Here is a 22,206-nt window from a genome sequence, read left to right as displayed (position 1 = left end):
GCACGTGCAACAATTTGCGGGTGGCAGCCCTAAGGACCGGAACCGCGCCCGTCAACGCTGTTGACGTAATAATGATGCAAAAATGCTTGTCGCGTTGAAACTATCCGTCGTATGCTGTGGCCATTCGGCTGGCGGCTGGTGCGTGAACCAGGTATATTGCCGCTTGGCATAGCGCCGGGTCGCCTGCGCTGCGCGGGCGATCGCCTCCTCCAGCGTGATCGATCCGCCAAGATTCGCCGCCAGTTCCGGCACCCCGATCGCCCGCAGCACGGGCGCATCCGGCGGGAGATTGCGCGCCATCAGCCGCTCAACCTCGGCCAGCGCGCCGCCATCGACCATCGCCGCAAACCGCGCATCGCAGCGGCGGTAAAGCGTTTCGCGCGGCGGCAACAGGATTGCCGGATGGAGCGCCACGGTATCGCCAATGCCGCCGCTGCGCTGTGCCTGCCACGACGCGAGCGGCCTTCCGGTCGAGCGGACCACCTCGAGCGCGCGCGACAGGCGCTGGCGGTCAGCCGGGGCGAGCCTGGCGGCCGCCGGCGGATCTTCGCGCCGCAGCGCCGCATGGACATCTTCGACCGGCATGTCCCGCACCGCCGCGCGGATGGCCGGATCGACCGGCGGCACGGGCGCAATCCCGTCAATCAGCGTACGCAGATACAGCCCGGTGCCGCCAACCAGGATCGGCACTGTGCCCGCTGCCTGTGCTTCGGCAATCACGGCCTGCGCCCGCTTTGCCCAATCGGCTGCGGAGCAGATTTGCGCGGCGCCCCATTCACCAAACAGGCGATGCGGCACGCCGCGCATCTCGGCGGGCGACGGCCGCGCGCTGAGCACTGCGAGATCGGCATAGACCTGCGCGCTGTCGGCATTGATCACCGCCGCGCCGCGGCCCGTTGCCGCCAGGGCCAGCGCAAGATCGACCGCCAGCGCCGTCTTGCCACTGGCAGTCGGCCCTGCGATGAGCGCCAGCGGCGGCCGGTCGGCCGAAGGCGGAGGGGGAGCTTCAGTGGTCATCGCGCGCGTCATAGCAGACGAAAGCACTTTGTCCGCCCGCGCCGAGGCGGTGGCCCGGACTGTCCCCGTCACGGTTACCCGCTTGGCGCCCGACATGGTGGAATTCGTCAGCGAGGTGCCGACAGCCACTCTGCGGGAGGCCGTGGAAGCAGGTTTTCCCGCCTGCGATTGCCTGCTGAGCGCTGAGAGGCCCGAGCTGCCGGCGGTGTTCGTATCGGACATGGATTCGACCATGATCGGCCAGGAATGTATCGACGAACTGGCCGATTTTGCCGGACTCAAGCCGCAGATTGCCGCGATTACCGACCGCGCCATGCGCGGCGAGCTCGATTTCGCCGCCGCCTTGCGCGAGCGGGTGGGGCTGCTCGCCGGGCTGGAGGAGAGCGCGATTGCCCGGACGCTGGCCGAGCGTATCCGCCCGGTGGCCGGGGCTGCCGAACTGGTTAGGGGGCTGAAGGCCGCGGGCTGCCGCACCGTGCTGGTGACTGGCGGTTTCCACCAATTTGCCGACGCGGTCGGCGCGCAGCTTGGTTTCGATCACGTCGTCGCCAACCGGCTCGAGATTGCCGGCGGGCGGCTAACCGGCGCATTGGACGGGCCGATTGTCGATAGCGCGACCAAACGTGCGGTGCTGCTGGCAAAAGCGGACAGAGCGGGCGGGGCGACCACGCTCGCCACGGGCGACGGCGCGAACGACATTCCGATGCTGGAAGCGGCAACGTACGGTATCGCCTACCGTGCCAAGCCCGCCGCGCGCGCCGCAGCTGATGGGTGGCTAGACCGGGGCGACCTTACCAATGTCTTGCGCCTGCTGGACGCGGCTTATTGACAGCCATGTCAGTAATTCCCATTCGGGGAGAATGAAGAGCGGCCGATGCTGCACGACCGGATGGAATGGTACGGCCATCGCCTGCGCGATACGCACGATCTGCTACACGGGCTGACCGGCAATGGCCGCGATGCGCTGGGCGAACAATGTGTGCTGGCCTTCACCTATTCGCAGCAGCCGAGCCCGTCGCACCTGTTCATTGGCTATGCCTGGGGGCTGCACCTGACCCGCACTGTCCCGGTCCGCGCGCCGATCTTCCGCGCGATTCGCGAAGGGCAGAAATTGGGCAAGGCATGCCCGCGGCTGGTCGAACAGCCGGTGACAGACCTGTTGGCGATGCCGATCGAAGAGGTTCGCCAGCGGCTGAACATCACCCCGGCGCGCTGGTATCACGAGGTCCACCGGATCTGGCGCGCGGCCGGGCTCGAACCCTATGATTTGTGGAACGAGCAGCCCGCAGCTGCTCCGCCGCTCGCGGCCTAGGCGAGCCGTTCGATCAGCCCCAGCGCCGCGGCGGGGTTGCGGTGCTTGGCGCCGCTGATGAAGAACACGAAGACATCGCGGCCGCCCGAGGCCCATTCCCGTGCCTGCCGCGCCCAGCGGTCCAGCTCGGCCGGGGGGTAGCCGGCGGTCTCCTCTTCGCGGCTCTGCTGAAGGCGCGCATAAGTGAAGTCAGCGGTCTGCTCGGCGATAGCGGGGAAATCCGCGCGGTCGGCGAACACCACCGCCATGTTGCGGCCCTTGGCGAGGTCGAGGAACGCGGTATCGCGGAAACTTTCATCGCGCACTTCGAGCGCGTGGCGCAAGGCGACGCCGTCCTTCTGGTCGGGGATCAGGTCGAGGAAGCGGGCGAAATCCTCGCGGTCGAACCGTTTGTCGTCCTTGAACTGCCAGTTGATCGGGCCGAGCTTGTCACCGAGCGCGGTGAACCCCTGTTCAAGGAATTTGCGGATGCTTTCGCCGCCTTCGGCCAGCACCTTGCGCCGTATGGTGTATTGCGATGCCTTGAGCGAGAACACGAACCCATCGGGCACCGCGGCGGCCCATTTCTCCCAGCTCTGCGGCTTCTGGCGGCCGTAATAGGTCGCGTTGATCTCAATCGCGGTCAGCGCACGGGAGGCGTATTCGAGCTCGCTTTTCTCCGGCAGCCCGACGGGGTAGAAGGTGCCATCGCGCCACGGCTCGTAGGTCCAGCCGCCGACGCCGACGCTGATCGTCACCCCTCCATCCAGTCGCGGAAGAAGCTCTGATGCGCGGTGCGGAGGTCGGCGAGCGCGAGCGGCTGGCCGTTGATGATAAGCGCATCGCCGCCGGTGCGCCCAATCCGGCGCACCGGCAGCCCGTGCCCTTCGAGCGCAGCGGCATCGCGCGCGGTGACCACATAGCGGCCCTGCGCCTCGCCAAACGCCGCCGCCGCCCTCAGCGGCTCCAGTTCTGCGCCAATGCCGCTCGCCAGCGCCATTTCGGCCACCGCCACCAGCAGTCCGCCATCGCTGACATCGTGGACCGCGCTCACCGCGCCGCTGGCGATCAGGCTGCGGACAGCCTCGCCCAGTTGGCGTTCGGCGGCAAGGTCCACTGCCGGCGGCGCGCCCGCTTCCGCGCCATGCACGACGCGCAAATAGAGGCTCTGGCCGAGCGTTTCCACGTCACTGCCGATCACGAAAATCTCGTCGCTCTCAGCGGCGAAGCCGATCCGCGCCATCTGCGTATAATCGTCGAGCAGGCCGACGCCTCCGATCGCAGGGGTGGGCAGGATCGCGCTGCCGCCGCCGGTCGCCTTGCTTTCGTTGTACAGGCTGACGTTGCCGCTCACGACGGGGAAATCGAGCGCGCGGCAGGCCTCGCCCATGCCGTCGAGGGCGTGGACGATCTGGGCCATGATCTCGGGCCGCTGGGGCGATCCGAAATTGAGGCAATTGGTGATCGCCAGCGGCCGCGCGCCGACCGCGCAGAGATTGCGATAGGCTTCGGCCACCGCCTGCTTGCCGCCCTCGAAAGGGTCGGCATAGACATAGCGCGGCGTGCAATCGGTAGTGGTCGCCAGCGCCTTGTTCGTGCCGTGCACGCGCACCACGCCGGCATCGCCGCCGGTCTGCAAGGTGTCGGCACCGACCTGGCTGTCATATTGTTCGTAAATCCACCGCCGGCTGGCAAGGTCGGGCGAGGCCATCAGCTTGAGCAGATCGGCGGCGATATCGGTCCTCTCGGGCACCGCACCCAGCGGTTTGACCTGCGCCCAGGCCTTATACTCGTCCTGCGAGAGGTAGGGCCGGTCATAGAGCGGGGCGTCATCGGCCAGCGGGGCGAGCGGAATGTCGCACACCACTTCGCCGTTCCATTCGAGCACCATGTGCCCGGTATCAGTCACCTCGCCGATGACCGCGAAATCGAGTTCCCATTTGCGGAAAATCGCCTCGGCCTCGGCCTCGCGACCGGGCTTCAGCACCATCAGCATCCGCTCCTGGCTCTCGCTGAGCATCATCTCGTACGGGGTCATTCCCTCTTCGCGGCAGGGCACGGCGTTCATGTCGAGCCGGATACCCGCGCCGCCCTTCGATGCCATCTCGACGCTGGAGGAGGTGAGGCCGGCCGCGCCCATATCCTGGATCGCGACGATCGCATCGGTTGCCATCAGTTCGAGGCAGGCCTCGATCAGCAGCTTTTCCGTAAACGGATCGCCGACCTGGACAGTGGGGCGCTTCTCGTCCGAATTCTCGTCAAACTCGGCGCTCGCCATCGTCGCGCCGTGGATCCCGTCGCGCCCGGTCTTGGAGCCGACATAAACGATCGGATTGCCGAGCCCGGTGGCGGCCGAATAGAAGATCTTGTCGGCATCGGCGACGCCCACCGTCATCGCATTGACGAGGATGTTGCCATCATAGCCCGGGTGGAAATTGGTTTCGCCCGCGACGGTCGGCACGCCGACACAATTGCCATAGCCGCCAATCCCCGCGACCACGCCCTTCACCAGATGCTGCATCTTCGGGTGGTCCGGCCGGCCGAAGCGCAGCGCATTGGCGTTTGCGACCGGCCGCGCGCCCATGGTGAACACATCGCGCAGGATGCCGCCAACCCCCGTCGCCGCACCCTGATAGGGTTCGATATAGGATGGGTGGTTGTGGCTCTCCATCTTGAAGATGGCCGCCTGGCCGTCGCCGATATCGATCACACCGGCATTCTCGCCCGGGCCGCAGATCACCCACGGCGCCTCGGTCGGCAGGTTCTTGAGGTGGATACGCGAGCTTTTATAGCTGCAATGTTCGGACCACATCACCGAAAAGATGCCGAGTTCGACCAGGTTCGGCTCGCGGCCCAGCGCGCTCAGCACGCGGTCATATTCTTCGCGGGAGAGGCCGTGGGACTCGACGATTTCGGGGGTGATGTCGCTCATGGCGCGCCCTTAGCCGCGCCGGGCGTCAATCGCCAGCCCTGCGCGGGGGAGATTGGTGCTGGTGTCGAGCCACCAGGCCAGCAGCGTGACCAAGCCGAACGCGGCCAGCGCGGTCAGGCTAAGGGAGAGGGTGACGGCTTGTGGCGGCGGACCGAACCAGTTGACCAGCTGAAACGCGAGCAGCACGAGCGCAAACACCGCCAACCGCATCGCCGAAGGGCGCATAGCGCGGGTATAAAGCCACAACCCCGCACCGATCACCCCCAACTCGAGCGGGATCGCGATGGCGGGACGGTTCCACAGCCCAAGTCCCAGTTTGGGCGGACTGCCGGCCAATGTCAGGTCAGGCACATGGACCAGCCAGTCGAGCGCCCAATGCGACAGCACGACCAGCCCGGCGATCAACGCGCCGCGCCGGTTGCCGGTAAATCCGAGGCAAGCGAGTGCGAACAACACGCCGATGGCCGCACCACCTAAAAGGCTGTGGGTGTAGGGCAGGTGGTAGAGGTCCATCGGGTTCATCGCGCTAATGCCGGGCACCACGCGCATCCGCTCGATCCCCAAGGGCAGCAGCGCGAAGAACAGCCAGTCCACCACCTGCGCCGCCAGCACCAGCACCGGCAGGCGCGGCGCGCGCTGCAGGGCGGCAGCGGCGAACGCCGGGGCCCAGTGGCCGATGAACATGGCGGCGGCGCCTCCTCTTGTTTGCTCTGCTTGACCGCGACGGGCGGGGAAGTCAAAGCTCCGCGCCATGAATGAAAGTGGTCCAGCTGCCCCGCCCGTCAGCGGGATGAGCTTCGAAGAGGCCTTGCGCGCGCTCGAGGATGTCGTCCGCAAGCTCGAAAGCGGCGACGTGCCGCTCGACGATTCGATTACGCTTTACGAACGGGGGGAGGAATTGCGGCTGCATTGCCAGGCGCGGCTCGACGCGGCGCAGGCGCGGATCGAGAAGATCGTGCAGGGCCCGGAAGGGCGCCCCGTCGGCACGCAGCCGTTCGACGCCGATGGCTGACACCGCCACGGCCGCGCCGCCGGCGCTCGCGGCTGCGCTCGGCGAAATCCGGCAGGATATCGACCGCGCCTTCGACGGACTGCTGCCCGTGCCCGAAGATCCGCGCGCCCGGCTGGTCGAAACGATGCGCTACGCCGCGATCGGCGGCGGCAAGCGGCTGCGGCCGTTATTGCTGATTACCGTCGCACAGATGTTCGGCGCTGATCGAGAGAGCGCCATCCTGGCCGGCTGCGCGATCGAGGCGATCCACATCTATTCGCTGGTGCATGACGATCTGCCCTGCATGGATGATGATGCCATGCGCCACGGCAAGCCGACTGCGCACATCGCCTTCGACGAAGCGAGCGCGGTGCTGGCCGGCGATGCGCTGCTGGCGCTGGCGTTCGAAATCCTCACCATGCCCGAAGTCAGCAGCGATCCGTTCGTCCAGTCCGAGCTGGTCAGCATCCTAGCGCGCGCGAGCGGGGTGAACGGCATGGCCGGCGGGCAGATGATGGATATCGCCGCCAGCGAGGCAAGCTTTGACGTCCACGCCATTACCCGGCTGCAACAGCTCAAGACCGGCGCCTTGCTCGGCGCGGCGGTCGAAATGGGCGCGGCGCTGGCCAAGCTGCCGCCGGAAGGGCGCGGGCCATTGCTGAACTATGCGCGCGATATCGGCCTTGCCTTCCAGATCGCCGACGATCTGCTCGATGCCGAAGGGGACGAGGTGCTCGCCGGCAAGGCGCTGCGCAAGGATGACGGGCAGGGCAAGCAGACCTTTCTGACGCTGATGGGGGCCGAGGGCGCGCGGGCGCAGGCCGATGCGCTGGCCGACCAGGCCATCGCGCATCTGGCCCATTACGGCGAAGAGGCGAACCTGCTGCGCGATCTGGCGCGCTATATCGTGGAGAGGGACAGGTGAGCGAGCAGTCTGCGGCGCGCATTGGCGTCTATCCCGGCACGTTTGACCCCATCACGCTCGGTCACTCCGACATCATCCGCCGCGGTGCCAAGCTGGTGGACCGGCTTATCATCGGGGTCACCACCAACCCGTCGAAGAATCCGATGTTCACCACCGACGAACGGCTGGCGATGGTCCGCCGCGAAATCGCCGATATGCGTCTTGGCAATGTCGAGGTGGTCGGGTTCAACGCGCTGCTGATGAAATTCGCCCGTGCGCAAGGCGCCAGCGTCATCCTGCGCGGGCTGCGCGCGGTGGCGGATTTCGAATACGAATATCAGATGGCGGGGATGAACCAGCAGATCGACGACGAGATCGAGACGGTGTTCCTGATGGCCGATGTCTCGTTGCAACCGATCGCCTCGCGGCTGGTGAAGGAGATCGCCCTCTTCGGCGGCAATATCGCGCCCTTCGTCAGCCATGCGGTGTGCGAAGATGTCGAACGGCGGGTGGGTGAGATCGGCCGGCAGGGCGATTATTGAAGCGCCGATCATTCATTGAAGTGACAGACCGCAACGGGTAGGGCGGCAGCAATTCTTCAGACAGACGGGTAGATGATGTTCAAACGCCTGATTGCCGCGGGTGCGCTGGTTTCGCTCGCAATGGTTTCGCCGCTGGCTAACGCGCAAGAGGCTGCTGCCGATGCCGCGCCTACTGCCCCGCGGGTCTATGCGCCGATCAATTACGACGTCAGCGCCGATCCGGAAAACATCCTGCTGCTCGACCTTTCGAACGGCCGCCGCGTCGCCATCCGGCTGATGCCTGACTGGGCACCTGCCCATGTCGAACGGGTCAAGACGCTGACCCGCCAGGGCTTTTACGACGGGGTCATCTTCCACCGGGTGATCGAAGGGTTCATGGCGCAGACCGGCGATCCGACCGGCACCGGCACGGGCGGCTCTCCGCTGCCTGACCTTGCCGCTGAATTTAACCCGATGCCGCACGTGCGCGGGACGGTGTCGATGGCCCGGGCGCAGGCGGAAGACAGCGCCAACAGCCAGTTCTTCATCGTCTTCTACCCGCGCTTCTCGCTCGACCGGCGCTATACCAATTTCGGGCGGGTAATCGCCGGGATGGACGCGGTTGACGCGATCACGCGGGGCGAACCGCCGGCCAACCCCACGCGGATCATCCAGGCCTCGATCGCGGCGGATGGCCGCCCGGTACCGGCCTATCAGCCCGCGCCGGCGGCAGAGCCGATTACCGCCGACCAGCTCAACGCCCCGCAGACCGACACCCAGCCGGGCCAATAATCCGCCCGCTTGGGCCTTGGCGCGATGCAGGTCGATCTGTTCGATTTCGAGTTGCCGCCCGAACGGATTGCGCTGCGGCCTGTCAGCCCGCGTGATGCGGCACGGATGCTGGTGGTCGGGGGCGAGGGCGCGTTTGCTGACGCCGCAGTCCGCGATCTCCCGCGTCTCCTCGCGCCCGGCGATGTGCTGGTGTTCAACGACACGCGAGTCATTCCCGCCCAACTCGACGGGCGCCGCGAAGGTGCGGATGGTGGGGAAGGCGCGCGGATTGGCGCGACGCTGCACAAGCGCATCGATCCGCGGCGCTGGCAGGCCTTTATCCGCAATGGCAAGCGTCTGCGCCCCGGCGACCGGATTGACTTTCCCGCCGATGTCAGCGCGGTGGCGGAACAGCGCCATGAGGACGGCAGCTGGACGCTGAGTTTCGCTGGTGACGAGCCGGTCGAGGTGCTGCTGGAACGCGCCGGCACGATGCCGCTGCCGCCTTATATCGCTGGCAAGCGTGCCACCGATGCGCGCGACCGGGAGGACTATCAGACCATCTTCGCCGCGCAGGACGGTGCCGTCGCCGCCCCGACTGCGGCGCTGCATTTCACGCCCGGACTGCTGGGCGCGCTCGACGATGCGGGGATCGGGCGCGAGACGCTGACGCTCCATGTCGGGGCAGGGACGTTTCTGCCGGTCAAGGCAGACGACACCGGCGACCATCAGATGCACGCCGAATGGGGCCGGATCGACGCGGCGACAGCATCCCGCCTCAATGCCGTGCGCGCGCGGGGCGGGCGGCTGATCGCGGTCGGCACCACCAGTCTGCGACTGTTGGAGAGCGCGGCGGACGCGCAGGGTATAATCCAGCCGTTCGAAGGCGACACGGCGATCTTCATTACCCCCGGCTATCGGTTCCGCGCGGTGGACGGGCTGATAACCAATTTCCATCTGCCCCGCTCGACCCTGTTCATGCTGGTGAGCGCTTTGATCGGTCTGGAACGGATGCAGGCCGCCTATGCGCACGCGATTGCGGAAGGATATCGGTTCTATTCCTACGGTGATTCCTCGCTGCTGCTGCCGGAACGCGCCGGTGGCTGACGCGGCGCTGATCGAACGCGGGCTTGAACGCGCGGCCGAACAACTCGGCGATATCACGCCGCTGGTGATGCGCGAATTCTATCGCCGGATGCCCGAGGCCGAAGCGAGCTTTCGCCATCACGCGCCCCACGATCCGCATGGCCTCGAGGCCGAGATGGTCGGCAATACACTGCACTACATCATGCGCTGGCACGAAGCACCGATGGAAATTCGCATCGATATGGACACGTCCGTGCCACATCACCGCGTGGCGCTCGATGTGCCGCCGGATTGGTATCGCGGAATGATCGAGGCGGCCATCGATGTCATTCTCTCGTCGGTTCCATCAAGCGCGTCTGACGAGCGCACCGCCTGGAAGCAGTTGCGCGACCAGCTTGTGTCGTTGGTCGAACGCAACCGCCATATTTGATCCAGCCCCAGTCATTTTTTCAGTCAGACGCAAGAAAAATGCGTCTAGCCACAACGAACGCGCCGTTTGGACCGGCGCATCGCAAGAGGGGATCAGAATGAAAAAATCAGTTGCTCTGTTCGCCATCGCCGCTGGCATGGCCGCTGCCCCGGCAATTGTCGCGGCGTAGGCCGCCACTGCGCAGCCGTTCATCGGTGTGTCGGCAGCCTATCACGACCTTGGCGTCGAAACAGAAGCTGTCGCGCAGGTGGTTGGTCTGGAAATCAACGACGGCAGCCCGATCATCGGTGTCGTCGGCGGTGTCGATTTCCCGATGGGTAAGCGTATGTTCGCCGGTGTCGAAGCCAACTATCATTTTGGCACCTCGGTAATCGACAGCGAATATGGGGTGTCGCTGCGCCTCGGGATGCGCAATGCGGGCGGCGCGAAATATTATCTGCGCGGCGGCTATCAGCAGGTCGATATCGACCTCGAAAAGCTGGTCGACGTGCCGGTCCCGGCCGGCTCGCTTGACGGGATCGACGATTCGACCGGCGATGTCCTCGTCGGCGCAGGTGCAGAACTCCCGGTCGGCGGCGCGGCGCTGCGGTTCAACGTCGATACGGTCGGGTTCGACAGCGTGCGCGGCACCGCCGGCGTGATGTTCTCATTCTGATTATTCTGCCCCTCCCGGCGTTGCACCGGGAGGGGCCGTTCATCCCGCGAACCAGCCCCAGATCAGCCGCGCCGTCAGGCCGAGTGAGGCGACGATTATCAGCGGGCGGATAATCCGCGCCCCGTGCCGCATGGCGAAGTGCGAGCCGAGATAGCCGCCCAGCATCCCCCCGCCGGCCATGCTTAGCCCCAGCAGCCAGACCATCTTGCCGCCGAGCGCGAACATTCCGACCGACGCCCAGTTGGTCGCGGCGTTGAGCAGCTTGGTGTTGGCGGTCGCGCGCGTCAGCCCCTGGCCGCGCAGGGCCACCAGGCTGGCGGTGAAAAACTGCCCGGTGCCGGGGCCGAAAAACCCGTCATAGAGGCCGATAGCGCCCGCAACCGGGGCATATTTGCCGCGCGTCAGCCGGATATGCGCGTCCTCGTCGGTCATGCGCGGTGACAGGATGACATACGCCGCCATCGCCAGCAGCAGCACCGGAATGACATAGCCGAGCGCGCCGGGCGAGACTTGCTGGACGAGCCATGCCCCCATCGCCGCGCCGGCAAAGGCCACCACCACCCACGGCCAATTGTGCCGCCAATCCACCAGCCCGCCGCGCCAGTAATTCCAGCACGCCATGCTGGTACCGAACACCGATTGCAGCTTGTTCGTCCCCAGCGCCAGATGTGGCGGCAGCCCTGCGCCGAGCAGCGCCGGCATCATCACCAGCCCGCCGCCACCCGCAATCGCGTCGACAAATCCGGTCAGCACCGCCACCCCGGTCAGCAGCGCATAGGTCGATAAATCGGGCGCAAAGGCTTCCATTTGCCCGCTGTGGCGCGCGCGGCTAAGGGCCGCAAGCCCATGCCAGAGCCGATTACCCCAGACGCCGACAACGCCCGCCCGCGCTTCGCCTTCACCATTGCCGCCCGCGATGGCCGCGCGCGGACCGGGACGATCGTCATGCGTCGGGGCGAGATCCGTACGCCGGCCTTCATGCCGGTCGGCACAGCCGCGACGGTCAAGGCGATGAAACCCGAGGCGGTCCGCGCGACCGGCGCCGACATCATTCTCGGCAACACCTATCATCTGATGCTGCGCCCCGGTGCCGAGCGGGTCGCACGGCTGGGCGGGCTGCACGCATTCATGAACTGGCAGCGACCGATTCTGACCGATAGCGGCGGCTATCAGGTTATGAGCCTCAGCGAACTGCGCAAGCTGACAGAGGATGGGGTCGAATTCCGCAGCCATCTCGACGGATCGCGCCATATGCTCAGCCCCGAACGGAGCATGGAAATCCAGCGCCTGCTGGGCAGCGATATCGTCATGGCGTTTGACGAGTGCCCGCGCGCCGACCGGCCGCTGGCCGAGATCGGGGCGAGCATGGAATTGTCGATGCGCTGGGCGGCGCGCAGTCGGTCGGCGTTTGATGCGGGCGGGGCCCACGCCAAAGGCGCTGCGTTGTTCGGCATCCAGCAAGGCGCGCTCGACGAACGGCTGCGGGCCCGTTCGGCCGAGGCGCTGCGCGATATCGGGTTCGACGGGTACGCAATCGGTGGGCTCGCCGTGGGGGAAGGGCAGGCGGCGATGTTCGCCACGCTCGACTTTGCCCCCGCGATGCTGCCCGAGGATCGTCCGCGCTATCTGATGGGGGTCGGCAAGCCCGACGACCTGGTCGGAGCGGTGCTGCGCGGGGTCGATATGTTCGACTGCGTGCTGCCGACGCGGTCAGGCCGCAACGGGCAGGCTTTTACCTGGGCAGGGCCGCTCAACCTGCGGAACGCCCGCCATGCAGAGGATGCCGGCCCGCTAGACCCTCGCTGCGCCTGCCCGACCTGCGCGACCTATAGCCGGGCCTATCTGCACCATCTGCAGAAATCGGGCGAGATCCTCGGCGCCATGCTGGTGACCGAGCATAATCTCAGCTTCTATCAGCAGTTGATGGCCGCGATGCGCGAGGCGATTGCCGGCGGCCGGATGGACGATTTCGCCGCCGCGTTTGCGCGCGACTACGGCAGCGTCTGATACGAAAAGGGCGGCCCGTGCGGACCGCCCTTCGTGTTGCTTCTGTCGCAGCCGATCAGCGCGAATAGAATTCGACCACCAGGTTCGGTTCCATCGTCACCGGATAGGGCACTTCGTCGAGCTTGGGCACGCGGGTCAGCGTCACCTTGTCGTTGCCATCGGGTGCGACGTAGTCGGGGATGTCACGTTCCGGCAGGCTCTGCGCCTCGATCACCAGCGCCATTTCCCTGGCCTTGTCACCCAGGCTGATGACGTTGCCGGCATTCACGCGGCGGCTGGCGATGTTGCACTTCACGCCGTTGACGCGGATGTGGCCGTGCGAGACGATCTGGCGCGCGGCGAAGATGGTCGGCGCGAACTTCGCGCGATAGACCACCATGTCGAGCCGCTGTTCGAGCAGACCGATGAGGTTCTGGCCGGTGTCACCCTTCATCCGCGCGGCTTCCTGATAGGTGCGCTTGAACTGCTTTTCGGTGACGTCGCCGTAATAGCCCTTGAGCTTCTGCTTGGCGCGCAGCTGCAGGCCGAAGTCGCTCATCTTGCCCTTGCGCCGCTGGCCGTGCTGGCCGGGGCCGTAAGACCGCTTGTTGACGGGGCTGTTGGGACGACCCCAGATGTTTTCGCCCATCCGGCGGTCAAGTTTGTACTTGGCGCTCTTGCGCTTCGACATAAGTCGTATCCTTGGCTTTGCTGGACGGGTCCGATACCCGCCATTCAACCCGGCATCGCCCGGCAGACCTGTTGCCTGCCGCGATCACCGCTTCACCGGGGTGCGGGATCAAATGCGAGGCGGCCGCTTAGCATGATCTGCGCCAAGGTCAAGTTTAGTGGCGCAAGTGCACGCCTCTCGACAAATCGCGCGCAAGCCGCCAACGCGCCGCGATGATCGACGACACGCTGCTGCCCGACGAGTGCACGACCATGGCAGAGGTCCGCGCCGGCGTGGATGCGGTGGACCGCGAGCTGATTGCGCTGCTCGAACGGCGGTTTGGCTATATGCGGGCGGCCGCGCGGATCAAGATGGATCGCAGCGCGGTGCGCGATGAAGCGCGCAAGCAGGCGGTCATCGCCGCCGCCACCGCCGATGCCCGCGCGCGCGGCTTGCCAGACGATGCAATTGCCGCGCTGTGGGAAGAATTGGTCGAGGCGTCGATTGCTTATGAGTTCAGGGAGTGGGACCGGCTGCGCGGGCCTGGTTAATCGCGCGGCGGCTTGCCCAGCGCGCTCAACACACCGCGCATGGTCCGCACCTCGAGGTGGTTCCAAGCCGGTTTGGTCAGCATCGCCCGCAGCGTACGGCGGGTGGCCTCGGTTCGGGTCGCTGGCCGGAAGTAGCCGCGCGGTTCCAGCAAGGTTTCGAAATGCGCGATCAGCGCCTCCAGCTCGGCCTGGGGGGCAGGCGGCAGGGTGTCCTCTGCTGTCGGCTGCACCAGCGCAGCGCTCTTGGACCATTCGTAAGCCAGCAGGATTACCGCCTGCGCCAGGTTGAGCGAACCAAACTCAGGGTTGATCGGCACGGTCACAATCGCCCGCGCCAGCGCAACATCATCAGTTTCGAGGCCTGATCGTTCGGGTCCGAACACATAGGCTGAACGGCCTGCCTGCGCGTGCACCTCGCGGGCGGCCTGTTCGGGGGTGAGGACGGGTTTGGTCACGCCGCGTTTGCGGACGGTGGTGGCATAGACATGCTCGCAATCGGCCACCGCTTCGGCGAGGCTGGAGAACACCTTTACGCCCGCCAGCACACTGTCGGCACCGGCCGCGGCGGGGCCGGCGGCGGGGTTGGGCCAGCCATCGCGCGGCGCAACCAGCCGCATTTCGCTAAGCCCGAAATTAAGCATCGCCCGCGCCGCCTTGCCGATATTCTCGCCCAGTTGCGGGCGGACGAGCACGATCACCGGCTTTGCGGCGGCGGTCTCAGCCGTCATGACCGACATCGCGCACGGTGCTGGCAAACTCCTCGAAATCACGCGCCTCGCTGAAATCGCGATAGACGCTGGCGAAGCGAATGTAGGCAACGCTGTCGATCTGGCGCAGGCCTTCCATCACCATCTCGCCGATGCGCTGCGAAGACACTTCGCTGTCGCCCGAGGTTTCCACTTGCCGCTGGATGCCCGAGACGAGCTGATCGATCCGTTCCTGCTCGATCCCCCGCTTGCGGCAGGCGAGCGCGACCGATTGTTCGAGCTTCGCGCGCGCGAACGGTTCGCGGCGTTCGGGATCGCCGGCTTTGACGACCACCACCTCGCGCAGCTGCACGCGCTCGAAGGTGGTAAAGCGCGCGCCGCAACTCGAACATTGCCGCCGCCGGCGAATGGCCGAGGCATCCTCGGTCGGCCGGCTGTCCTTTACCTGGCTGTCATCATGCGCGCAGAACGGGCAGCGCATCGGTCAGGATCTGACGCGGCGATACAATACATAGGCGGCCCCGGCGATCAGTCCAACGGGCCAACTCACCATGGGCAGGATGCCGGCGGCAATAGCGCCGACCGCCGCGCCGGTCAGCACGGGCGGTGTCGACGGGTGATCGAGCCCCTCCTTCGCCATCGCTGAGATTTCGGCACGCAGATCCTCGACCAGATCGTCCCTCCCGTTCGGTTCGCGGTGGTCCATGCTCAACTCCTTCCGGGATAGACGGGGAAGGCGGCGCACAATTCGGCCACCCGGCTGCGAACGCGCTCTTCTGCCTGACCGTCGCCTTCGTCGCCGTTGCGCGCAAGGCCATCGACCACCTCGGCGATCAACGCGCCGATCTCGCGGAATTGGTCCGTGCCGAAGCCGCGCGTCGTGCCGGCCGGTGTGCCGAGCCGGATGCCACTGGTGACAAAGGGGCTGCGCGTATCGAACGGAACGCCGTTCTTGTTGCAAGTGAGCCAGGCCCGGTCGAGACCCTTTTCCGCCGCCTTGCCGGTGACGTCCCTCGCGCTCAGATCGACCAGCATCAAATGGTTGTCCGTCCCGCCGGATACGATCCTCAGGCCATTTTCCTCGAGGCTGGCGGCCAGCGCGCGGGCATTGGCGACCACCGCCTGCGCGTAAATGCGGAATTCGGGGCGCAGCGCCTCGCGAAAGGCGACCGCCTTGGCGGCGATGACGTGCACCAGCGGCCCGCCCTGCATCCCGGGAAAAACCGCGCTGTTGATCTTCTTGGCCAGCCCCTCGTCATTGGTGAGGATCACGCCCGAACGCGGGCCGCGCAGGCTCTTGTGCGTGGTGGTGGTCACCACATGGGCGTGGGGCACCGGGCTGTCATGCGCGCCGCCGGCGACGAGCCCCGAAATGTGGCTCATATCGACCATCAGATAGGCGCCCACCTCGTCTGCGATGGCGCGAAAGCCGGCCCAGTCCCACGGCCGCGAGTAAGCGGTGCCGCCTGCGATAATCAGCTTGGGGCGATGCTCGCGGGCGATCCGCGCGACCTCGTCCATGTCGATCAGCTCGTCATCGCGGCGCACGCCATAGGCGACCGGGTTGAACCATTTGCCGCTCATATTAACCGGCGAGCCATGCGTCAGGTGCCCACCTGAATTGAGGTCGAGACCCATGAAGGTATCGCCGGGATTGAGTAGCGCCAGGAACACCGCCTGGTTCATCTGGCTGCCGCTATTGGGCTGCACGTTAACGAATTGGCACCCGAACAGCTCCTTCGCCCGTTCGATTGCCAGCGTTTCGACCACGTCGGCATAGTCGCAGCCGCCATAATAGCGTTTGCCCGGATACCCTTCGGCATATTTGTTGGTGAACACGCTGCCTGTCGCCTCGAGCACGGCGGTGCTGGCGATGTTCTCGCTGGCGATTAGCTCGATCTTGTTCTGCTGGCGCGCGAGTTCATTGCCGATCGCCTCGGCGATTTCGGGATCGGCATCGGCCAAAGTGTCGTGCCAGAAACGATGCAGGGCAGGGTCGGTCATGACAAATCCTAGAGGGTGGGCGCGGCGAGCTTGTCGACCCGGCGCTGGTGGCGGCCGCCGGCAAAGGGCGTATCGAGAAAGGCGGCGATACAGGCCTTGGCCATGTCCGCTCCGGTCAGCCGCGCGCCGAGCGCGATGACATTGGCATCGTTATGTTCGCGCGCGAGTGAGGCGCTGAGCGGTTCAGAGACCAGCGCGCAGCGCACGTCGGGATGGCGGTTGACGGCGATCGAGATACCGATGCCCGACCCGCACAAAGCCACGCCGCGCTCCGCCGTGCCATCTGCCACAACCGAGGCGAGCCGGTAGCCGAAATCGGGGTAATCGACGCTGTCCGGACTGTCCGGACCGAGATCGGCGACCTCGTGCCCCAGCTCAATCAGCCATTCGCGCAATTCCTGCTTGAGCGAGAACGCGGCGTGGTCTGAAGAAATGGCAATACGCATGGCGCGCGCATATGCGAATGCGCGGCGCGATGCCAGCCTTCGCAGCCGCGAAATCCGCTAATGCGCGCAGGTTGGCCCTAGTTAGCTCCGCGCCCTTCGGCATAGGCCGACAATTGCTCAATCAGCTCGGCTTGCGCGTCGGGCGTCCCTACCAGAATCTCGCGCATATAAGCCTGATTCGCCTCCGCGAAAGCCGGTTGGGCGGTAATCTGACTCGACTTGAGAAAGAACGTCAGCCCTGCTGGCGTCTGTACAAACGCATGGACGCCGCGCAACTCCTCGGCCGTGAATAGCTCGGCGTAACCGCGCGCCATACCATCCATCAACGCCGGAATATGGCGCACCAAGATGGTACGCTGCCGCAAAATCTGCGCCGCGATCCATTTGTCGATGATCGACAATGCGCCCGGATCGGGTTTCTCGATGCGCGCCAGCGCAGCTTGGCGAACCTGCCGTGTCATTTCGTTGATCGCGCCGAAAAACAGTTGCTCGCGATCGGCCTCAGGGAAGCCGATCGCTATGATTTCCCGCGCCAGCGCGAGCCGAGCTGCCCGATCGCTCTCGGCCGATGGGGCGCTGGCTCCGGCCCCGACCTGCTGTGCCGCCGCGGTCGCTGGCATAAAGCACACAGCGAGCAACGCACCGGCGCCAAAAGAGAAAAGCGCCCTCATTGGTCGAGGAAACTGCGCATCTTGCGGCTGCGGCTGGGGTGCTTGAGCTTGCGTAGGGCCTTGGCTTCGATCTGGCGGATACGTTCGCGCGTCACCGAGAACTGCTGGCCGACCTCCTCCAGCGTGTGATCGGTGTTCATCCCGATGCCGAAGCGCATCCGCAGCACGCGTTCCTCGCGCGGGGTGAGGCTGGCGAGGACGCGGGTGACCGTTTCCTTGAGGTTCGCCTGGATTGCAGCATCGACCGGAATGATCGCATTCTTGTCCTCGATGAAATCGCCGAGATGCGAATCTTCCTCGTCGCCGATCGGCGTTTCGAGGCTGATCGGTTCCTTGGCGATCTTCATCACCTTGCGGACTTTTTCGAGCGGCATCGACAAGCGCTCGGCCATTTCCTCGGGCGTCGGCTCGCGGCCCTGCTCGTGGAGGAACTGGCGCGAGGTGCGCACCAGTTTGTTGATCGTCTCGATCATGTGCACCGGGATACGGATGGTGCGTGCCTGATCGGCGATCGACCGGGTAATGGCCTGCCGGATCCACCAGGTGGCATAGGTGCTGAACTTGTAGCCGCGACGGTACTCGAACTTGTCGACCGCCTTCATCAGGCCGATATTGCCTTCCTGAATAAGATCAAGGAATTGCAGCCCGCGATTGGTGTATTTCTTCGCGATCGAGATGACCAGCCGCAGGTTCGCCTCGACCATTTCCTTCTTGGCGATGCGCGCCTCGCGCTCGCCTTTCTGGACCATGTTGACGATGCGGCGGAATTCGGGAAGCGCCATGCCGGTCTGGCTGGCAATGTCGGAAATCTCCGCCCGGATGCGTTCGACCGCGTCGGCTTCCTTTTCGGCGAAGGCAGCCCACTTCTTGTCCTTCTTGGCCTGCCCGGCGAGCCATTCTTCATCCAGCTCGTTGCCGATATAGGCATTGAGGAAATCGGCGCGCTTGACGCGGTGCCGCTCCGCCAGACGCAGCATCTGGCCGCCGAGCGCGGTCAGCCGGCGGTTGAAGGTGTAGAGATTGTCGACCAGGAATTCGATCTTGGTCGCATGGAACTGCACGCTCTCGACCTCGGCGGTCAGCTCCTCGCGCAGCGCTTCGTATTTCTTTTCCTTGGCGGGCGCAAAGGCGCCGCCGGCACCCATGACATCGACGCGCTCGGCCTGAAGCTTTTCGAACTTCTTGAACAGGTCGGCGATGCGGGCAAAACGTTCCAGCGCCTCGGGCTTCAGCGCTGCTTCCATCTGGGCGAGGGACATGGTGTTGTCCTCCTCGTCCTCTTCCTCGCGCCGGCGCGGGTTGCCGTCCTCGTCCTCGTCGTCGGACGATTCCTCTTCTTCCTCGGCTTCGTCATCGTCGCGGATGGTCGGGCCGGCGGTCTCTTCCGAGATTTCGCCGTCATCGTCCTCGTCCTCGGCGCCCTCCGCCATCTTGTCCACGGGCGGCTCTTTCGACAGCATGGCGTCAAGATCGAGGATTTCGCGCAGCTGCATTTCGCCGGCGTTGAGCGCTTCGGACCAGTGGATGATGGCGTGGAAGGTGATCGGGCTTTCGCACAGGCCCATGATCATCGTGTCGCGGCCAGCCTCGATCCGCTTGGCAATGGCGATCTCGCCTTCACGGCTGAGCAGTTCGACCGCGCCCATTTCGCGCAGATACATCCGCACCGGATCGTCGGTGCGCTCGCCCGTGCCGCCGGTCTTGGCAGCAGCGGGCTTTCTGGCAGCTTTCAGCTCGTCTTCTTCGGTCGAGATTTCCTCGACATCCGAATCGCTGTCGGTATCCTCGCCTTCGGCATCCTCGTCGCTTTCGACGATATTGACGCCCATCTCGCTGATCGCGGACATGACATCCTCGATCTGCTCGGAATTCATCTGATCCTGCGGCAGCGCCTCGTTGAGCTCGTCATAGGTGACGTAACCACGCTTTTTCGCGCGCGCGATCAGCTTTTTGACCGATGCCTCGTTGAGGTCGATCAGCGGGGCGTCTTCCTTGGTCGCTTCGTCTCTAGCCATCAGTGACAATCATTTCCGTCAAATCCCGGAGCCGGCCTGCGCCGCCTGCTCCGCACCGTGTTCCTGTGCCGCCGCAGCAGCGTGATTGCTGGCCATCTGCCCGATGCGCCGCTCGATTTCCAGCTTGCGCTGACGTAAGCGGGCCTGTTCGGCCAGCGCCCCTTCGGGGTCAGCTGCAAAACGGGCAGTGGCGACCTCCATCGCGGCCTCAAGCGCAGGTCGTTCGACCAGCAAGGCCACGGCTTCGGCAAGCACCGTGCGGGCGTAATCCGGATCGGTCCCTTGCCTGAGGAAGGGGAAATGACTGTCATCCGGATGCGCGACGGGGCTGTCATCTGCCGATATGGGCAAAGCGGCCTCGGGTTCAAGCGTTTCCACACGGTCGAGCAGATAATCGATTACCCGCGCCGCCTGCGGATCGCGGCTGGCGAGTCGGCCGAGCGCGGCTTCGTGGCGCATGATCTGATCGGGAAAGCGCAGCAGGCCGGCGAACACGGCGCTTTCAAGATGGTCGCGCAGACCGCCACCCGCAGCGCGGCCAAGCGCGGCAGCATGGGCCGGGCTGGGCACAGGGGGCCGGGCGACGCCGCGCTGCCAGGTGCCGGGCTTGCCCCCGCGCGGTGGCCATTCGCGCGGCGGGCGGGGCGGGAAGGCGAAGGCGGAAAATCGTTCGAGCAACTCGCGCCGGTAAAGCGCCTTGATGTCGGGGTGCTGGATCGCGTCGACCTGCGCCAGCAGCCGTTCCTTCAGACCCGCCTTGTCCTCGGGCGTCAACAGGGGCTGGGCATCGCATTCAAAGGCCCACAGTGTGTGGATCAGGCTGGCTGGCGCGGCCAGCAAGGCGTCGAGCGCGGCGCGGCCCTGCTGGCGGATAAGATCGTCGGGGTCGAGCCCGGCGGGCAGCCGGACGATCGCCAGCGACTTGCCCGGCCGCAGCAGCGGCAGCGCGCGGCCGATGGCGCGCTGGGCGGCGCGCTGGCCGGCATTGTCGCCATCGAAACACAGCACCGGCGCGTCGACCATCCGCCATAACCGCTCGATCTGCCGTTCTGTCAGCGCGGTGCCGAGCGGGGCGACAGCCTCGTCGATCCCCGCCGCCGCCAGCGCGATCACGTCCATATAGCCTTCGACCACCACCACCCGGCCCGACTGGCGCGCGACGGGTGCGGCACGGTGGAGGTTATAGAGCGTGCGCCCCTTGTCGAATAATGGCGTATCGGGCGAGTTCAGATATTTCGGTGCGTCGGTCTTGTCCGGGGCGAGGATGCGCCCGCCAAAAGCGATGACCCGGCCGCGGGCATCGTGGATCGGCAGCATCAGCCTGTCACGGAACCGGTCATACGGCTCCTTGTCATCGACCGCGATGCGCAGGCCCGCCTCTTGCAAGGCGCTTTCGTCAAACGCGCCGAGCGCGCGTTTCAGCGCCTGCCGGTCCGCCGGGGCATAGCCGAACCCGAACCGCTGCACCGTATGCGCGTCGAACCCGCGCGTGGCGAGATAGGCGCGCGCCGCCGCCCCGTCAGCCGAGGCGAGATTGCCCGCGAACCAGCCTTGCGCTGCTTCGGTCACGTCGACCAGCCCGGCGCGCTGCTCGGCCACCTGCGCTGCGCGCGGATCGGGGGCGGGGACCTCCATCCCGGCCTGTGCGGCCAGTTCCTTGACCGCATCCATGAAGGCAAGGCCGCGCTGGTCGGTCATCCAACGGATCACATCGCCATGTGCCCCGCAGCCGAAGCAGTGGTAAAACCCCTTCTCGTCATTGACGGTGAAGCTGGGGGTCTTTTCCGCGTGGAACGGGCAGCACGCTTTCCATTCGCGGCCCGCGCGCTGCAATTTCTCCGTCCGCATGATGACCGAGGACAAGGTCACGCGGGCGCGTAATTCATCCAGCCATTGCGGGGAAAGGGCCATGCGGCGGCTTAGCGGATGCGGGCGCTTTGTGCCAGCCGGGCGATCAGGCGAGCGCCTCCTTGGCGAGCTTGCTGGCAAGGCTCATGTCGAGCGCGGTGCCATGCTGGTCCTTCAGCGCGGCCATCAGCCGGCCCATATCCTTCATGCCCGCAGCGCCGGTGGCCGCCTTGGCCTCGGCAATCGCGGCGCGGGTGGCGGCCTCGTCGAGCTGGCGCGGCATGAACTCCTCGATCACGGCGAGTTCGGCGCGTTCCTGATCGGCCAGTTCCTGCCGCCCGCCAGCATCGTAGAGCTCGATCGATTCGCGGCGCTGCTTGGCCATTTTGGCGAGCACTTCGGCCACCAGCACATCATCATCGGCGGGCGCGGTGCCGGTGCGCAGCTCGATGTCACGGTCCTTGATCTTGGCCTGGATCAGCCGCAGCGCGGCGGTGCGAGGCTTGTCGCCAGCTTTCATCGCGGTGATGGTGGCGGTCTTGATCGTGTCACGCAGCATGGCATTTCCCGTGGATAAGGTTGTCGCGCCCCCTTTAGCCGGGCAAGGCGGGAAGGCAATCGGCCGGCAACGCCGCTTGACGCATGGCGCGCGCGGCCCTAGCGGCTGGGACTTAGCACACATCGCTGGAAACCCTCACTCGGAGCGCCCC

Annotated in this window: 26 protein-coding genes; 11 read left to right on the top strand and 15 right to left on the bottom strand. The window is 65.8% G+C overall.

All coding sequences use genetic code 11. The annotated features are described in order from the left end of the window. Positions 1-51: 51 nt before the first annotated feature. A complete protein-coding gene (miaA, locus tag ILT46_RS05170) occupies positions 52-1,017 on the bottom strand; it encodes a tRNA (adenosine(37)-N6)-dimethylallyltransferase MiaA (protein ID WP_233397030.1) in 966 nt (321 codons plus the stop codon). Between miaA and serB the strand changes: the two genes are divergently transcribed. Together serB and ILT46_RS05160 are read left to right on the top strand one after the other, a co-directional pair. Further along, the gene (serB, locus tag ILT46_RS05165) at positions 1,010-1,846 is read left to right on the top strand and encodes a phosphoserine phosphatase SerB (RefSeq protein ID WP_370592342.1); all 837 of its coding nucleotides are present in this window, start codon (positions 1,010-1,012) and stop codon (positions 1,844-1,846) included. The two genes, miaA and serB, sit on opposite strands and share 8 nt — an antisense overlap. A 45-nt stretch (positions 1,847-1,891) precedes the next feature. Beyond that, the gene (locus ILT46_RS05160; RefSeq protein WP_199503584.1) at positions 1,892-2,329 is read left to right on the top strand and encodes a hypothetical protein; all 438 of its coding nucleotides are present in this window, start codon (positions 1,892-1,894) and stop codon (positions 2,327-2,329) included. On the opposite strand, the gene ILT46_RS05155 is transcribed toward ILT46_RS05160, so the two are convergent. The 3 genes from ILT46_RS05155 to ILT46_RS05145 are packed head-to-tail and all read right to left on the bottom strand — an operon-like array spanning position 2,326 to position 5,924. Next, the gene (locus tag ILT46_RS05155) at positions 2,326-3,066 is read right to left on the bottom strand and encodes a DUF72 domain-containing protein (protein WP_199503583.1); all 741 of its coding nucleotides are present in this window, start codon (positions 3,064-3,066) and stop codon (positions 2,326-2,328) included. The two genes, ILT46_RS05160 and ILT46_RS05155, sit on opposite strands and share 4 nt — an antisense overlap. Then, the gene (gene purL / locus ILT46_RS05150) at positions 3,063-5,240 is read right to left on the bottom strand and encodes a phosphoribosylformylglycinamidine synthase subunit PurL (RefSeq protein WP_199503582.1); all 2,178 of its coding nucleotides are present in this window, start codon (positions 5,238-5,240) and stop codon (positions 3,063-3,065) included. Before purL ends, ILT46_RS05155 begins: the two co-directional genes overlap by 4 nt. 9 nt (positions 5,241-5,249) lie before the next feature. Beyond that, entirely contained in the window at positions 5,250-5,924 is a 675-nt protein-coding gene (locus ILT46_RS05145) for a hypothetical protein (protein WP_199503581.1), read from the bottom strand. A gap of 67 nt (positions 5,925-5,991) precedes the next feature. Between ILT46_RS05145 and ILT46_RS05140 the strand changes: the two genes are divergently transcribed. The 7 genes from ILT46_RS05140 to ILT46_RS05110 all read left to right on the top strand — a co-directional run bounded on the left by ILT46_RS05140 (position 5,992) and on the right by ILT46_RS05110 (position 10,598). Further along, positions 5,992-6,252, top strand: a complete 261-nt coding sequence (locus tag ILT46_RS05140) for an exodeoxyribonuclease VII small subunit (RefSeq protein ID WP_199503580.1) — start codon at positions 5,992-5,994, stop codon at positions 6,250-6,252. Then, positions 6,245-7,156, top strand: coding sequence for a polyprenyl synthetase family protein (locus ILT46_RS05135; protein WP_199503579.1), 912 nt, complete (start codon positions 6,245-6,247; stop codon positions 7,154-7,156). The genes ILT46_RS05140 and ILT46_RS05135 overlap by 8 nt, the downstream gene beginning before the upstream one ends. Then, positions 7,153-7,677: a pantetheine-phosphate adenylyltransferase gene (gene coaD, locus ILT46_RS05130; protein WP_199503578.1), complete on the top strand. Its 525-nt coding sequence runs from the start codon at positions 7,153-7,155 to the stop codon at positions 7,675-7,677. Before ILT46_RS05135 ends, coaD begins: the two co-directional genes overlap by 4 nt. 75 nt (positions 7,678-7,752) lie before the next feature. Further along, positions 7,753-8,448, top strand: coding sequence for a peptidylprolyl isomerase (locus tag ILT46_RS05125; protein ID WP_199503748.1), 696 nt, complete (start codon positions 7,753-7,755; stop codon positions 8,446-8,448). Positions 8,449-8,472: 24 nt separating this feature from the next. Further along, positions 8,473-9,534, top strand: a complete 1,062-nt coding sequence (queA, locus tag ILT46_RS05120; protein ID WP_199503747.1) for a tRNA preQ1(34) S-adenosylmethionine ribosyltransferase-isomerase QueA — start codon at positions 8,473-8,475, stop codon at positions 9,532-9,534. Continuing rightward, the gene (locus ILT46_RS05115) at positions 9,527-9,943 is read left to right on the top strand and encodes a hypothetical protein (protein WP_199503577.1); all 417 of its coding nucleotides are present in this window, start codon (positions 9,527-9,529) and stop codon (positions 9,941-9,943) included. The genes queA and ILT46_RS05115 overlap by 8 nt, the downstream gene beginning before the upstream one ends. Positions 9,944-10,139: 196 nt before the next feature. Continuing rightward, on the top strand, positions 10,140-10,598 hold the full coding sequence (locus ILT46_RS05110; RefSeq protein WP_199503576.1) for a hypothetical protein: 459 nt from the start codon (positions 10,140-10,142) through the stop codon (positions 10,596-10,598). A 39-nt stretch (positions 10,599-10,637) separates the two neighbouring features. Here ILT46_RS05110 and ILT46_RS05105 read toward each other — a convergent pair whose 3' ends face one another. Further along, complete coding sequence (locus tag ILT46_RS05105) at positions 10,638-11,405, bottom strand: TSUP family transporter (RefSeq protein WP_199503575.1); 768 nt, start codon at positions 11,403-11,405, stop codon at positions 10,638-10,640. Between the two features lie 39 nt (positions 11,406-11,444). On the opposite strand from ILT46_RS05105, the gene tgt reads away from it, so the two are divergent. After that, positions 11,445-12,605: a tRNA guanosine(34) transglycosylase Tgt gene (tgt, locus tag ILT46_RS05100; RefSeq protein ID WP_199503574.1), complete on the top strand. Its 1,161-nt coding sequence runs from the start codon at positions 11,445-11,447 to the stop codon at positions 12,603-12,605. A 55-nt stretch (positions 12,606-12,660) separates the two neighbouring features. On the opposite strand, the gene rpsD is transcribed toward tgt, so the two are convergent. Beyond that, positions 12,661-13,275: a 30S ribosomal protein S4 gene (gene rpsD, locus ILT46_RS05095; RefSeq protein WP_199503573.1), complete on the bottom strand. Its 615-nt coding sequence runs from the start codon at positions 13,273-13,275 to the stop codon at positions 12,661-12,663. Between the two features lie 212 nt (positions 13,276-13,487). Between rpsD and ILT46_RS05090 the strand changes: the two genes are divergently transcribed. Further along, positions 13,488-13,805 carry a chorismate mutase gene (locus tag ILT46_RS05090; RefSeq protein ID WP_199503572.1) on the top strand — a complete coding sequence of 106 codons (318 nt, stop codon included), beginning with the start codon at positions 13,488-13,490 and terminating at the stop codon, positions 13,803-13,805. On the opposite strand, the gene ILT46_RS05085 is transcribed toward ILT46_RS05090, so the two are convergent. The 9 genes from ILT46_RS05085 to ILT46_RS05045 all read right to left on the bottom strand — a co-directional run bounded on the left by ILT46_RS05085 (position 13,802) and on the right by ILT46_RS05045 (position 22,055). Then, the gene (locus ILT46_RS05085) at positions 13,802-14,533 is read right to left on the bottom strand and encodes an RNA methyltransferase (RefSeq protein WP_199503571.1); all 732 of its coding nucleotides are present in this window, start codon (positions 14,531-14,533) and stop codon (positions 13,802-13,804) included. The genes ILT46_RS05090 and ILT46_RS05085 overlap by 4 nt on opposite strands. Continuing rightward, complete coding sequence (nrdR, locus tag ILT46_RS05080) at positions 14,523-14,993, bottom strand: transcriptional regulator NrdR (protein ID WP_199503570.1); 471 nt, start codon at positions 14,991-14,993, stop codon at positions 14,523-14,525. The genes ILT46_RS05085 and nrdR overlap by 11 nt, the downstream gene beginning before the upstream one ends. Positions 14,994-14,996: 3 nt before the next feature. After that, the gene (locus tag ILT46_RS05075) at positions 14,997-15,218 is read right to left on the bottom strand and encodes a hypothetical protein (protein WP_199503569.1); all 222 of its coding nucleotides are present in this window, start codon (positions 15,216-15,218) and stop codon (positions 14,997-14,999) included. Positions 15,219-15,220: 2 nt separating this feature from the next. Beyond that, positions 15,221-16,516, bottom strand: a complete 1,296-nt coding sequence (gene glyA, locus ILT46_RS05070) for a serine hydroxymethyltransferase (protein WP_199503568.1) — start codon at positions 16,514-16,516, stop codon at positions 15,221-15,223. 8 nt (positions 16,517-16,524) lie between these two features. Continuing rightward, complete coding sequence (gene rpiB, locus ILT46_RS05065) at positions 16,525-16,962, bottom strand: ribose 5-phosphate isomerase B (protein WP_199503567.1); 438 nt, start codon at positions 16,960-16,962, stop codon at positions 16,525-16,527. A 77-nt stretch (positions 16,963-17,039) separates the two neighbouring features. Continuing rightward, entirely contained in the window at positions 17,040-17,582 is a 543-nt protein-coding gene (locus ILT46_RS05060; protein WP_199503566.1) for a DUF2059 domain-containing protein, read from the bottom strand. Between the two features lie 47 nt (positions 17,583-17,629). Next, positions 17,630-19,648 (bottom strand): RNA polymerase sigma factor RpoD, encoded by a 2,019-nt coding sequence (gene rpoD, locus ILT46_RS05055; RefSeq protein WP_199503565.1) that lies wholly within the window; start codon positions 19,646-19,648, stop codon positions 17,630-17,632. Between the two features lie 18 nt (positions 19,649-19,666). Continuing rightward, on the bottom strand, positions 19,667-21,559 hold the full coding sequence (dnaG, locus tag ILT46_RS05050; RefSeq protein WP_199503564.1) for a DNA primase: 1,893 nt from the start codon (positions 21,557-21,559) through the stop codon (positions 19,667-19,669). A 43-nt stretch (positions 21,560-21,602) separates the two neighbouring features. Then, entirely contained in the window at positions 21,603-22,055 is a 453-nt protein-coding gene (locus ILT46_RS05045; RefSeq protein WP_199503563.1) for a GatB/YqeY domain-containing protein, read from the bottom strand. Positions 22,056-22,206: the final 151 nt, after the last annotated feature.

This window comes from Qipengyuania sp. YIM B01966, assembly GCF_016461955.1.
Taxonomy (GTDB): domain Bacteria; phylum Pseudomonadota; class Alphaproteobacteria; order Sphingomonadales; family Sphingomonadaceae; genus QFOP01.
Note: the sequence above shows the minus strand (reverse complement) of the source record. Positions and strands in the feature narration are given on the sequence as shown.